At 60.1% G+C, this 11992-nt stretch carries 12 protein-coding genes; 4 read left to right on the forward strand and 8 right to left on the reverse strand.

Going from position 1 to position 11992, the window contains the following annotated elements; all coding sequences use genetic code 11:
• Positions 1–28: 28 nt before the first annotated feature.
• A complete protein-coding gene (locus AC4GMC_RS14695; protein ID WP_487877087.1) occupies positions 29–448 on the reverse strand; it encodes a Na+/H+ antiporter subunit B in 420 nt (139 codons plus the stop codon).
• The gene (locus AC4GMC_RS14700; RefSeq protein ID WP_487877086.1) at positions 445–2706 is read right to left on the reverse strand and encodes a putative monovalent cation/H+ antiporter subunit A; all 2262 of its coding nucleotides are present in this window, start codon (positions 2704–2706) and stop codon (positions 445–447) included. Before AC4GMC_RS14700 ends, AC4GMC_RS14695 begins: the two co-directional genes overlap by 4 nt.
• Before the next feature lie 130 nt (positions 2707–2836).
• Here AC4GMC_RS14700 and AC4GMC_RS14705 point away from each other — a divergent pair, with 130 nt between their 5' ends.
• Genes AC4GMC_RS14705 through AC4GMC_RS14715 form a run of 3 tightly spaced genes read left to right on the forward strand, consistent with a single transcriptional unit; the run spans position 2837 to position 5370 of the window.
• Positions 2837–3763 (forward strand): LysR substrate-binding domain-containing protein, encoded by a 927-nt coding sequence (locus AC4GMC_RS14705; RefSeq protein ID WP_487877085.1) that lies wholly within the window; start codon positions 2837–2839, stop codon positions 3761–3763.
• Between the two features lie 36 nt (positions 3764–3799).
• On the forward strand, positions 3800–4549 hold the full coding sequence (locus tag AC4GMC_RS14710) for a sulfite exporter TauE/SafE family protein (RefSeq protein WP_487877084.1): 750 nt from the start codon (positions 3800–3802) through the stop codon (positions 4547–4549).
• Positions 4546–5370, forward strand: coding sequence for an alpha/beta fold hydrolase (locus AC4GMC_RS14715; protein WP_487877083.1), 825 nt, complete (start codon positions 4546–4548; stop codon positions 5368–5370). Before AC4GMC_RS14710 ends, AC4GMC_RS14715 begins: the two co-directional genes overlap by 4 nt.
• On the opposite strand, the gene AC4GMC_RS14720 is transcribed toward AC4GMC_RS14715, so the two are convergent.
• Complete coding sequence (locus AC4GMC_RS14720; protein WP_487877082.1) at positions 5360–7879, reverse strand: ABC transporter permease; 2520 nt, start codon at positions 7877–7879, stop codon at positions 5360–5362. The genes AC4GMC_RS14715 and AC4GMC_RS14720 overlap by 11 nt on opposite strands.
• A complete protein-coding gene (locus AC4GMC_RS14725) occupies positions 7876–8568 on the reverse strand; it encodes an ABC transporter ATP-binding protein (RefSeq protein ID WP_487877081.1) in 693 nt (230 codons plus the stop codon). Before AC4GMC_RS14725 ends, AC4GMC_RS14720 begins: the two co-directional genes overlap by 4 nt.
• On the opposite strand from AC4GMC_RS14725, the gene AC4GMC_RS14730 reads away from it, so the two are divergent.
• Entirely contained in the window at positions 8567–9259 is a 693-nt protein-coding gene (locus tag AC4GMC_RS14730) for an arylesterase (RefSeq protein WP_487877080.1), read from the forward strand. The genes AC4GMC_RS14725 and AC4GMC_RS14730 overlap by 2 nt on opposite strands.
• Here the strand turns inward: AC4GMC_RS14730 and ribD are convergent.
• From ribD to AC4GMC_RS14750, 4 genes are all read right to left on the reverse strand, one after another.
• Positions 9249–10334, reverse strand: coding sequence for a bifunctional diaminohydroxyphosphoribosylaminopyrimidine deaminase/5-amino-6-(5-phosphoribosylamino)uracil reductase RibD (gene ribD / locus AC4GMC_RS14735; RefSeq protein WP_487877079.1), 1086 nt, complete (start codon positions 10332–10334; stop codon positions 9249–9251). The genes AC4GMC_RS14730 and ribD overlap by 11 nt on opposite strands.
• A complete protein-coding gene (nrdR, locus tag AC4GMC_RS14740; protein WP_038004730.1) occupies positions 10335–10799 on the reverse strand; it encodes a transcriptional regulator NrdR in 465 nt (154 codons plus the stop codon).
• 120 nt (positions 10800–10919) lie between these two features.
• Entirely contained in the window at positions 10920–11336 is a 417-nt protein-coding gene (locus tag AC4GMC_RS14745) for a secondary thiamine-phosphate synthase enzyme YjbQ (RefSeq protein WP_487877078.1), read from the reverse strand.
• Positions 11337–11360: 24 nt separating this feature from the next.
• Positions 11361–11822 (reverse strand): YbjN domain-containing protein, encoded by a 462-nt coding sequence (locus AC4GMC_RS14750; RefSeq protein ID WP_487877077.1) that lies wholly within the window; start codon positions 11820–11822, stop codon positions 11361–11363.
• Between the last annotated feature and the right edge of the window lie 170 nt (positions 11823–11992).

The raw sequence follows: 11992 nt of genomic DNA on the forward strand, positions 1-11992 counted from the left end.
CCCACCATGATGGCAATCAGACTTTCCATCAGACTTCCTCTTCCAGCGCGAGCACCATGGCGAGGATTGACCCCAGCACCACGAGGTAAACGCCCACGTCAAATATCAAAACGGTCGAAAGCGGGATGCCTTTTTCGGTCTCGGTCGCGCCGAGAAACAGCCACTGGCCGGTGAAAAAAGCGTCACTGTCGAATAGGGCGGCAACGCCGGCAAAAAGGGCAATGCCAAGACCCGACATAGCGATGTCGAGAGGATCAATCCGAAGAGCCGCACGCGCCTCAGCAGAGCCATGCGCCATAGCATAAAGGACAAACCCTGATGCGCCGATCAGCCCCCCGATGAAGCCACCGCCTGGCTCATTGTGGCCGCGCAGTAGCATATAGATCGAAAACACCAGCAGGAGCGCCACCATTAGGCGAGTGGCTGCTCTGACAATAAGGGAGCTCATTTCTCTTCTCCTTTTGGCGTGCCGCGTAACAGTACAAAGGCACCCAAGGCCGCGATCACGACCACGGCAATCTCACCAAAGGTGTCGAGTGCCCGGAAATCCACGAGGATGACGTTTACGATGTTGCGGCCGTAGGCTTCGGGCCATGACGCCAGCTCAAAATAATCCGTGAGGCGGCGATCCAGCGGTTCAGCCATAGAGCCGAGCAAAACGATTGCGGATGTTGTCCCGACAAGGATCGCAACAAGCGCATCCCAGCCCCGGATTTCGGCCACCTTCTTGGGGTTTAGGTAGGGCAGTTTCAGCATTGCGAGAGCGACCAGAACGACGACCAATGTTTCCACCAGTAGCTGCGTGATGGCCACATCAGGCGCGCCGAACATAATAAAGATCAGCGCCACGCCAATGCCGACGACGCCCAATGCCGCAACGGCTGTCATCCGAGAGTTCGCGGTTGCCGTGACAAAGGCACCAGCGGTGATAAAGATCAAAACTGCCCAATCCCGAAAGGCGACGCCGGTGAAATCAAACTGGACCTGCCATGCATCGCGTAGCCACATCGCGTAGGCGATGGTCACGCCTAGAAACGCAAAGATCACAAAGATGTAGCGGCGCAAAACTCCATGTTGCAGTTTTTGGGCCTGCCATTTGGCAAAGGCTGCAAAGCCATCAAGGAACCTGTCCCAACCACGATCAAAATGGATGGGGTTCCAGCGTTCGATGCTGATGAGGCGTGCGCGCAGGCGGCGGTGGCCAAGGTAGATTACAAAGCCCACAGCGAACGTGACAAGCGATAGGATCAGGGCCGCGTTAACCTCTTTGTAGAGGTATAGATCAACGGCAACCGGGCTGCCGTACACGGCGGCGGTCGCGGGGCGCACGAGTGTTTCGGCCCAGTCGGAATTCATGCCCAGCGCAAGGCCAAGCGCGGCAAGGATCAGCGGGCCAACCAGCATCGCAATGGGGCCTTCGCGTGGGGCTTTGGGTGTGTCACCCAGTTTGCCAAAGAACGGGCGCAGAGCCACGATCCCGCCCACCGCGAACATCAGCGCCGATGCCGCAAAAGCGGTGCCCGTGATCCAGAGTTGTGCGGTTGGCATGTCTAGCGCGGCCTTGTAGAGAAATTCTTTGCTAATAAACCCGATCAGTGGCGGGATACCTGCCATGGATAAAGCCGCTAACACTGCGGCCAGCGCGGTTAGGGGCATCTTGCGCGACAGCCCGGACAGGACCTCAGCCTCACGGCTGCCGGTGCGGTGATCCACAATGCCGATCATCAAAAACAGCGCGGCCTTATAAAGCGAATGGACGATCAGGAACAGCATTGCGCCTTTGATCGCAGCGCTCGTGCCCGCGCCGATAAAAAGCGTAAGCGTGCCAAGCGCCATGAGCGTGGTGTAGGCCAGTACCTGTTTGATGTCGGACTGCCGCATTGCAAGGATGCTTGCGAACACAGCCGTGAAGCCGCCCGCAATCGTGAGCGACCAAAACCATAGATCCGTGCCGCCCAGCGTCGGGTTCATCCGCGCCATTAAGTAGATACCGGCTTTGACCATTGTTGCAGAGTGCAAGTAGGCGGACACGGGCGTAGGTGCAGCCATCGCGTTGGGGAGCCAGAAATGGAACGGAAACTGTGCCGATTTGGTAAAGGCGCCCGCGAGAAACAGAATAGAGATTGCGATGATCCAAGGATGGTCACGTAGTTCCACTTCCCGGATTTCTGACAGTTCAAACGACCCAGCGGCAAAGCCGATCAACACAATCCCCGCAAGAAACGCGAGGCCGCCTGTGCCCGTCACCAAAAGCGCTTGAAGCGCGGAGCGCCGCGACTTGGCCTCATCTGCAAGGTATCCGATCAGCAAATAGCTGGAGATCGTGGTGATCTCCCAAAAGACAAACAGCGCAAGCAAGTTGTCCGCCAGCACAAGGCCGAGCATGCCGACCATGAAGGCCATTAGGAATAAAATAAACCGAGGGTACTGCGGCTGCGTGCCGAGGTATTGCGCGGAATAAAGCGTGACCAACGCCCCGATCCCGGTGATCAACAGCGCGAACGTTAGCGAAAGACCATCGAGCCAAAAGCTAATAGCGACATCGAGCGATGGAACCCATTCCATCGACCAACGCAATGTCTCATCTGCGGCGATGGCCGGGATGAACTGCAAAAACCAGATAAACAGCGCCAGCGGGACAGCGACGGATATCCAGCCCGATGGCCCACCGAAAATTCTCGGCACCTGAGGTCCTGTATCCGCCATGTTATTTGTCCCTGCTTACGCTCCGTCAGGAGGGATCTAGCACCTCGTTTTGATTGTTCAATACTTTTAAGGCGTGACTTTCGATAGAACGCCCCTAATTATCTCGCTAGCGCCCAGATCGGAGGCTTTCATGCCCACACTGCAGCAGTTCAGATACCTCGTGGCCGTGTCGGAGGCTTTGCATTTCCGCAAAGCGGCGGACCAAGTTCACGTGACGCAACCAACGCTTAGCGCGCAACTGCGGGAGTTGGAGGGCAAACTGGGCGTGCAACTGGTTGAGCGGTCACGCTCTCGGGTCATTTTGACCCCGGTGGGCGCAGAAATTGCGCGTCGTGCTAAGGGGATACTGCGGGACGTCGAAGAAATCACATCGCTCGCGCGGCAGGGCTCTAACCCGCTAGAGGGCACAGTGCGCGTGGGTTTGGTGCAATCGCTTGGCTCTTACTTTTTGCCCCTCGTGATCCCTACTTTGCACGCGACATACCCCAACCTCAAATTCTATGTCCGAGAGGGGACTGCGGCAGATCTACAAGCGCGGCTAGATCAAGGCACGCTTGATATTTTGCTGTTTCCGTTGCCTGCCGAAGGGCCTGACTGGCGGATCGCGCCTCTATTTGAAGAGCCGCTTTTGTTGGTCGTAGCGCATGACCATCCGCTTGCGTCCAAGACCGAAGTGAAACGCGCTGACCTGCGTGGTGAGACGGTGATGACACTGGAATCGGGCCACCGTTTGCATGGGCAAGTGGCTGAAATCGCAGCCTCAGCTGGGGCGGAAATTTCGCTAGACTACGCTGGCACATCGCTCGACACGTTGCGCCAGATGGTGGCCACCGGGCTTGGGGTGTCGCTTTTGCCCGCACTCTATGTCCGCTCTGAGGTGGAGCGAGAGGCATTGGTCACGGCCCTCCCGCTGGACGCCCCGCAACCGTCGCGCAAAATCGGCATGGTTTGGCGCGTCACGGCGGCACGCGACGAAGCCTATGAGGCGATCGCTACCTTGATCCGTGAGACGTTAGCCAGCGCAGCACCCGAGGTGCGTATCTTGCCGCCAGATTGACTTGCGCGCCGCGGTTCGCCGCCGTAGACGGCGATGATGTTTGACGCCCTTTCCCTGACCCCCACAGATATGGTCGTGCTGAGCGGTCTCGCCTTTTTGGCGGGGCTAGTGCGCGGCTTTTCGGGGTTCGCGCTGTCGGCGGTGATGATGGCGACAGCCGTGGTGATCTTACCCCCGGTTGAGCTGATCCCGGTTCTTTGGGCTCTTGAGGCGGTTGCCTCGGCCATGATGGTGCGCGGGGGGCTGCGCGACGCGGATCGGAGTATTGCGACAGGCCTCGTGCTGGGCTCAGCCTTTGGGGCGCCCATCGGTTGGGCGCTGACGGTGTCTGTATCGGTGATGACGTCCTCTATGATCGCACTGGCGTTGATCATCTGTCTTGCGGCTTTGCAGCTGAGCCGGGTGCGGTTTGCGTTCCTGGCGACAAGGCCGGGTTTGTATGGGTCGGGCGTATTGGCAGGGGTGGTCAGCGGGTTGGCGGGCATCGGCGGTATGATCGTGGCACTTTACACGCTGAGCCAAGACAAACCCGCCCGGGTCATCCGTGCCACCTTGGTGATTTTCCTGCTGTTCACATCAGTTGTTGGCGCGATCACGATGATTGCGTTTGGCGTGTTCACGTGGGTCAGTATTCTGCGCGGCGTTGCGCTTGCTGCACCCATTGCGGTTGGGGTTTTTCTGGGCCAACGGCTCTTTAACCCCCGGTTTGAGCCGTATTATAAGCCCACGTGCCTGACCCTTTTGATCGTTTTGGCCAGCGTCGCTCTAATCCGTGTGAGCCTATGACAGAAATCTCTATTGCCAGCTCCGATGGTACTCAGCTTGCGGTCACCGATATGGGCCCTCAAGACGCACCGGCCTTTGTGTTTATCCACGGCTGGGCGCAGGCGCGCCTTGCTTGGATGGCACAGTCATCATTGGCGGACCGCTTTCGCCTGATTTCATTCGATTTGCGCGGCCATGGCGACAGCGATGCGCCTCAGGACCTTGCGGCCTATGTCGACACCCGCCTTTGGGGGGACGACGTGCGCGCAGTCCTAGAAGCCTTGCAGCCCAAGACACCGATGCTGGTGGGGTGGTCCTATGGTGCGCGGGTGATTGGCGCCTACTTGGCGACACATGGGGCTGGGCCCGTGGCGGGCATCGCGCTTGCGGGGGGCGTTTTGGCGCTTGGTTCCGCGCGTGAAGGATGGATGGCTGGCCCCGACAGCCCGGGCATGAACCGTGCGTTGTATTCTGACGATGACGTCGCCCGCGCGGAAGCGACACGTGGGTTTGTGGACGCGTGCACCCACATGCCGCTCGATCCCGGATTTACCGCACAGCTGGTCGCGGCAAATGATCGGGTTGGCGCGCTGGTTCGGCGGTCACTGTTCAAAACGGATGAGGATCTACGCCCCGTTTGGGAAGCGTTTGATCACCCCGCGCTGGTGGTGCATGGCGCACAGGATAGCGTGATCCCGGCTTCTGTTGGTCAGGCAGCCGCGGGGGCGTTCCCGCAGGCTACGCTTGCGGTCTATGACAATTGCGGCCACGCGCCATTCTTGGAACATCCCGCACGGTTCAATGCTGACCTAGCGGGACTGGCCGCACGGATCATTCCTTAGCGCGCAAAACACCGGCGGGGCGCGCCGCCAAAGGCCGCCACGCAAAGGCTAAGCCCGCCAAAAGCGTAGCCATCGCGCCGCCCAGAATAATCGCCGTCGCGGACATCCATTCAAATCGGTAGGTGCCATCCATGACGAATGTCATCACGGCCCAGCCCGCCAACGCACCTGCGCAAATCGCGACCGTGCCCGCCGCTGCGCCCAGCATCGCAGAGCGTAGCGCAAAGCTGGCAAGGATGGTGGCGCGTGTCGCACCCAGTGTTTTGAGGACGGCTGCCTCAAAGACGCGGGCGCGTTCACCCGCTGCTGCGGCACCGATCAACACGATGAACCCGGTCAACAGTGTCGCCGCCGCGCCGTAGGACGTGGCTGCAGCCAACCCCTGCAACGCCTCCGTGACCAAGGCGATGCCGTCGCGCACGCGGATTGCCGTGATGTTGGGGGCGTCGCCTGCCACATCGCGCAGGATGGCGGCCTCGGCGGCTTCTTCGGCGTAGACCGTTGCTATGTGGGTATGCGGCGCACCGGCCAATGCGTTGGGTGACATCACGAGGATAAATCCGATCCCTGCATTGGAAAAATCGACTTCGCGCAGGGATGTGATGGTGGCAGTGATGTCGCGCCCCAAGATGTTGACGGTCAACGCGTCGCCAAGCCCGATCCCCATTTCCTCAGCCTCTTCGGCGGCAAAGCTAATCTCAGCCGGGCCTGTGTGATCTTCGGCCCACCAAGCGCCCTGCGTCACTGTTGTGCCTTTTTTGGGTGGAAGGGCGGAGTACGTGAGCCCCCGGTCGCCCTGTAGCACCCAGTGATCACCCGTCACGTCCCGCGCGGGTGTGCCATTGATCCGCGTGATCACGCCACGCAACATCGGCGCACTATCCACCCGGCGAACGGCGGGGTCGGTGGTGACCCGCTCAAGAAAGGCGGGCAGTTGGTCATTTTGGATATCCACAAAGAAGTATGACGGGGCCTCTTGAGGTAAGTCCTGAGTAATGGCTGCACGCAGGTTGGTGTCGATCTGTCCAACGGCCGCCAGAACCGTCAGGCCCAACCCAAGCGACAAGACTACGGATGTCGCGTCTCCGCCCGGTCCACCCACGGCGCCCAGCGCCAGCCGCATCCCTGTGCGGCCCCGGACCCAACGGGTGCGCGCAAGGCCGCGGGCCAACCGCCGCACGCCCCATGCGGCAACCGTCAGAATGGCCAACGCGCCAAGGATGCCGCCCGCTGAGTACAGCGCAAGTGTCGGAATGCCCGAAAGCCACATAGACAGCCCCACGAGGAGTAAGACCAGCATCGTGATTAAGATCAGCATCCCCCAAGAAGGCAGCGCACGGGACGGCCCGCTTGCGTCCCGAAACAGAGCGGCGGCGCGGACTTCACGGGTGCGGGCCAGCGGCCAAAGTGTAAAGATCAACGCCGTGAGCGCGCCGTATAAAGCAGCCTCCAGCAAGGGGCCCGCGCTGACACCAAAGGCCACCGGGATCGGCAGCTGAGCTGCAATAAGCGGCGCCAATAGCAGGGGCACAATTGCGCCCAAGATTAACCCTATCGCGATGCCCACAGCCCCCAAAACGCCGATCTGCATTAAGTATGCGGCAAAGATCACACGACCCTCCGCGCCCAATGTCTTGAGTGTCGCGATGACCGCTGTTTTGCGGTCCAGATAGGCGCGTACGGCGGCGGATACGCCTACGCCGCCGACAGCAAGGCCCGCCAATCCGACCAGTACCAAAAATGCCCCGATCCGTTCGACAAACTCTGCGATGCCGGGGGCGGCGTTGCGCGCATCGCGCCAACGTAGGCCGGTGTCGCGAAACGCCTCTAGGGCGCGAGCCTCTAGCGCGCCAAGGTCCGCGTCTTGGGGCAGGTCTAGTCGGTACTGGCTGTCGAATAAGGTACCGGGCGCCAACAGCCCCGACCCGTCGAGCGAGGCCATCGACACTAACGACCGTGGTCCAAGCCCAAAGCCGCTGCCAGCGGCGTCAGGCTCAACCTCTAGGGCGGCGCGCAGTATCAGAGTGGCAGTGCCAAGGCCAACTTCATCACCAATCTTGAGGCCCATGCGGGCGATCAGGATTGGGTCCATAACGATGCCGTTGTCAGCCAACGCCTCAGCGATCGGCATTGGGGGCGCAAGCGTGACCGACCCGATCAGCGGGTACAGATCATCTACGCCGCGCACTTGTGTCAGGCCACGTTCGTCGCCCTTTACGATCATGGACCGAAAATCGACGGTCTCTGATACGCGCGCGCCGGTGGTTTGCATAAAGGCGCGTTCCTGAGGGCTGGCAAAGCGGTAGGTAAACGACATCTCGGCGTCGCCACCCAAGATCGTCGCCCCTTCGCGGGCCAACCCGTCCGAGATCGCGACCCGGACAGATCCCACACCTGCAATAGCAGCCACCCCAAGCGCGAGGCACAGCAGAAAAATCCGAAAACCGGCGACGCCGCCGCGCAGTTCCCGCCGGGCAATGCGCCATGCGCTTGTTAAAACATGGCTCATTCTGCGGCGGCCTGTGCGGCGTTGTGGTCAATGCGCCCATCACGCAGCCGGATGACCCGGTCGCAGCGTTTGGCTAGCTCGGGGGCATGGGTCACAAGGATCAGCGTGGCGCCGTGTCGGTCACGCAAGCCAAACAACAGGTCCATGATCGCCTCGCCCGTGTTGCCGTCCAGATTGCCCGTGGGTTCATCTGCGAGCAGGATATCGGGCCGGGGTGCGGCTGCGCGGGCCAAGGCGACGCGCTGTTGCTCTCCGCCGGACATTTGCGCGGGGCAATGGTGCATCCTGCTGCCCAAGCCAACGGCTTCCAACTCGGCCTCGGCGCGCTCAAACGCATCGGCCGCGCCGGCCAGTTCCAGTGGCGTTGCGACGTTCTCCAGTGCGGTCATCGTCGGAATAAGGTGGAAGCTTTGGAACACCACCCCCATATGTGAACGGCGAAAGCGGGCAAGCTGGTCCTCATTCATCGTGGTCAAATCCTGCCCCATAGCGCGGATTTCGCCACCCGAGGCCCGCTCTAACCCGCCCATCAGCATGAGGAGAGATGACTTGCCCGACCCCGATGGACCAATCAACCCAACCGTTTCCTGCGCGCCGACCTCAAGCGTGAGCCCATGCAAAATATCCACTGGGCCCGCATTTCCGGCAAGTCGGAGTGAGACATTTTTGAGGGCGATCACAGGGGGCATGAGGCGTTTCCTTTGGGGGGCTTCTATAGGGACATATGGGGTGGTCGCGGCGCAGGCCAAGTCGATTGTCGTAAGCATTTTCATGGTTTTGCCGGTTGCAGGTGGTGCCGCAGCCGAGCCGATTACCGTCGCAGCCCTAGGCGATAGTCTGACCCAAGGCTACGGCTTGCCGCCTGAGCAGGGGTTTGTTCCGCAATTGCAGGGCTGGTTGCGGGCGCGGGGTGCAGATGTCTCGATCCTGAACGCAGGCGTGTCGGGTGACACGACAGCGGGGGGGCTGTCGCGTATTGCTTGGACGCTGACGCCCGAGGTGGATGCGGTTATCGTGGCCCTTGGGGGCAATGACATGCTGCGCGGCATCGCGCCTGAGGTGAGCCGTGCCAATCTGGACGGTATTTTGCAGGCCACGCAAGAGGCTGACGTTCCGGTTTTATTGATTGGGTTAGCAGTACCGGGCAATTACGGGCCGGATTACCAAAATGAATTCAATAGTATATATCCTTCGTTAGCTATCGCTTACGATATCCTTTACGTCGAAGATTTCCTGGCTGGCTTGGGCGACAACACGCCCCAAGCGCTGCGCACCTACATGCAGGCGGATGGAATTCACCCCAATGCCGAAGGTGTCGCAAGGATAGTAGAGACGTTGGGGCCAGCGGTTGAGGCGTTGCTTGCGCGGGTCAGACCGTAGGCCGCCAAACCTGTAAAACGTCCGCCCCAATTTGGCGGTGCGCGGTCAGTGTGAACTGTGGTGCTTGGGCAAGCCTTGATAGGCCCATCGCGGCGATCGAGGGCGTGCCCTCGGCCCCGATGATCTTGCCCGCGAGATACAAGTGAATTTCATCAACCAAGCCTGCCGCCAAAAGGGATGCGGCCAGCGCGCCACCACCCTCACAATACACCCGCGTGAGACCCGCATCGCCAAGCGCGCGAAGCACGGCGGTCGGGTCCAAATTGCGGCCGTCTTGTCCGCATTCGATCAGTCGCGCAGCACCAAATTGGCCACGGAGGTGGGCGGGCGCAGCCTCACCGTGGCACAGCCAAACGGGGGCGGCGTGATCGTGGAACATCTGTGCCGCGGGGGGCAGATCCAGCCTGCGCGAAACCACGATCCGCACGGGCTGGGCCACATCGCCCATGCCGCGCACGGTCAGCTGTGGATCATCGGCGCGCAGGGTGCCCGCACCCACCATAACTGCATCATGGGCCGCGCGTTGGGCGTGCACATGCGTACGCGCGGCGGGGCCTGTGATCCACTGGCTTTCACCGCTCGCCGTCGCGATCCGGCCATCAAGTGTGCTTGCCAGTTTGAGCGTCACCATGGGCCGGTTCTGGGCGATCCGTGTGGTAAACCCACGCTGCAACACTGCGGCTTCGTTTGTGCAGACGCCGGTGGTTACCTTAATCCCTGCGTCTTGCAGGATGCGGATGCCACCCCCGTCCACACGTGGGTCCGGGTCCGTCTGTGCGATCACCACACGGACGATACCGGCTGCAACCAAGGCTTTGGCACAGGGTCCGGTTTGGCCAGTATGCGCGCAGGGTTCGAGCGTGACGTAGGCTGTCGCGCCACGAGCATCGCCCATCGCCAAGGCCTGTGTTTCTGCATGGGGGCGGCCACCGTCAGCCGTGCGCGCACGGCCTATCACCCTGCCGTCACGTACAATGACGCATCCAACACTGGGGTTCGGCCACACGCGCCCCAATCCGCGCCGGGCCAAAGCCAGCGCGGCGCGCATCCATCTGACATCTTGGTCGGGGTGCACTTACTCGTTGATCTCGGGGGGGCGCAGTTCGTGAACAAAGTCTTCGAAGTCATCCGCCGCCTGGAAGTTTTTGTAGACGCTGGCAAACCGCACATAGGCCACGGTATCAATCCGCGCGAGGCTTTCCATCACGATCTCACCAATGGTTTTGGAGGAAATATCAGTGTCGCCCATGCTTTCCAACCGGCGCACAATGCCCGAGATCATCTGATCAATGCGCTCCGGCTCAACGGGGCGCTTTTGCATCGAAATTCGGATAGAGCGTTCAAGCTTGTCACGATCAAATTCTTCGCGTTTACCGCTGGTTTTCACCACGATCAGGTCGCGCAATTGAACCCGTTCATAGGTCGTGAACCGACCGCCACACGCAGGGCAAAACCGACGCCGGCGAATAGCGACGTGGTCCTCTGCGGGACGAGAGTCCTTTACCTGTGTGTCGACATTTCCACAAAACGGGCACCGCATTGGCGTCTCCCTTTACGTCTTTATGGCCCATAGGGCATTTATCCACAGGTACTATATGACCATCCCAAGGACTTGGGTAGGGGGATATTAACCATGCTCTATCTTGCGGGTGCAGCGACGCTAGCGCAGGAGTGCAATGACTTGCCGAGTGTGGGGGCGTTCACGATGTTCCACCACATAAATGCCCTGCCATGTGCCAAGCGACATGCGGCCGCCGATGATCGGAATATGCAATGAGGTCGGCAGGAGCGCGGCTTTGATGTGGCCCGGCATGTCGTCTGGCCCTTCATACGTGTGGGTCAGATAGTCCATCGACGGATCGGTCGTGGGCGGAACCAATCGATGCAAATAAGCCGTCAGGTCGGCACGGACCTCTGGGTCCGCGTTCTCTTGGATCAGGAGCGATGCAGAGGTGTGTTGAATAAATAGCGTCAAAAGCGCTTCATCCAGACCCGCGCCAGCAACCCAAGCAGCCACGTCGCGCGTGATTTCGCTTAGGCCCGGACCATGGGTCTGAATGGAGAGGGTCGTATGCATGATTGGCGCTTCTCAGCGCGGCTATCACCAGTTGATGTGATCTTTGAACGAGCTGACCGAATAGCTCCAGCGGGAGATGATTTCTTCGAATAGCGCGCCCGAAACACCACCCTTGGCAATGATGTAATGCTCAAGATAGGGGTCGCTTTCATCATCTAGGTAGACAGAACCCATCAGTTTTTCGCTGTTCCACTCATTTGCCTTTTGCAAGTTGAGGCCGCTGTTGAGATCAAAACCAACCGACAGCTTCCAGCTTGTGCAATCAGCATTGTCGGTGCAGCCATAGAACCAAATGTAGTAATCGACACCTTCCAGCTGCGACTCGATGCGGGGGTCACCAACACTGTCGACCTCAAGCTGGGCGCGGTAGCCCATCTCTTGCAGCGCCTTTATGACAGAAAAGGGCCGTGCTGGATCGACGCTCTGCGCCTGTGCGACTGTTGCGGAAAATAGAAAGAAGCTCAAAAGCAGTAGTGAACGGCGCATGGTTGGTATCCCTCTTTTGCTGGTTCGGAAACAACCGGGAGAACCCTTGCGGGTCAAGCCGCAACTCCGCTCTAAAATGGTGTCTTACATCCATTTTTAGACGCATTTGCTATCGTTCTGCGTATTTCGCGGAAGCTGGGCAGTGATTTCGCGCGATCTCGGGCACGCGT

It is taken from the genome of Thalassobacter sp., from assembly GCF_982993085.1.

Bases quoted from the DNA above. Each gene is read 5' to 3' on its own strand.
- AC4GMC_RS14750 (WP_487877077.1), bottom strand. From the start codon at position 11,822: ATGCGCCGTTCACTACTGCTTTTGAGCTTCTTTCTATTTTCCGCAACA.
- nrdR (WP_038004730.1), bottom strand. From the start codon at position 10,799: ATGCGGTGCCCGTTTTGTGGAAATGTCGACACACAGGTAAAGGACTCT.
- AC4GMC_RS14695 (WP_487877087.1), bottom strand. From the start codon at position 448: ATGAGCTCCCTTATTGTCAGAGCAGCCACTCGCCTAATGGTGGCGCTC.
- AC4GMC_RS14710 (WP_487877084.1), top strand. From the start codon at position 3,800: ATGTTTGACGCCCTTTCCCTGACCCCCACAGATATGGTCGTGCTGAGC.
- AC4GMC_RS14720 (WP_487877082.1), bottom strand. From the start codon at position 7,879: ATGAGCCATGTTTTAACAAGCGCATGGCGCATTGCCCGGCGGGAACTG.
- AC4GMC_RS14715 (WP_487877083.1), top strand. From the start codon at position 4,546: ATGACAGAAATCTCTATTGCCAGCTCCGATGGTACTCAGCTTGCGGTC.
- AC4GMC_RS14745 (WP_487877078.1), bottom strand. From the start codon at position 11,336: ATGCATACGACCCTCTCCATTCAGACCCATGGTCCGGGCCTAAGCGAA.
- AC4GMC_RS14700 (WP_487877086.1), bottom strand. From the start codon at position 2,706: ATGGCGGATACAGGACCTCAGGTGCCGAGAATTTTCGGTGGGCCATCG.
- AC4GMC_RS14725 (WP_487877081.1), bottom strand. From the start codon at position 8,568: ATGCCCCCTGTGATCGCCCTCAAAAATGTCTCACTCCGACTTGCCGGA.
- AC4GMC_RS14705 (WP_487877085.1), top strand. From the start codon at position 2,837: ATGCCCACACTGCAGCAGTTCAGATACCTCGTGGCCGTGTCGGAGGCT.
- AC4GMC_RS14730 (WP_487877080.1), top strand. From the start codon at position 8,567: ATGAGGCGTTTCCTTTGGGGGGCTTCTATAGGGACATATGGGGTGGTC.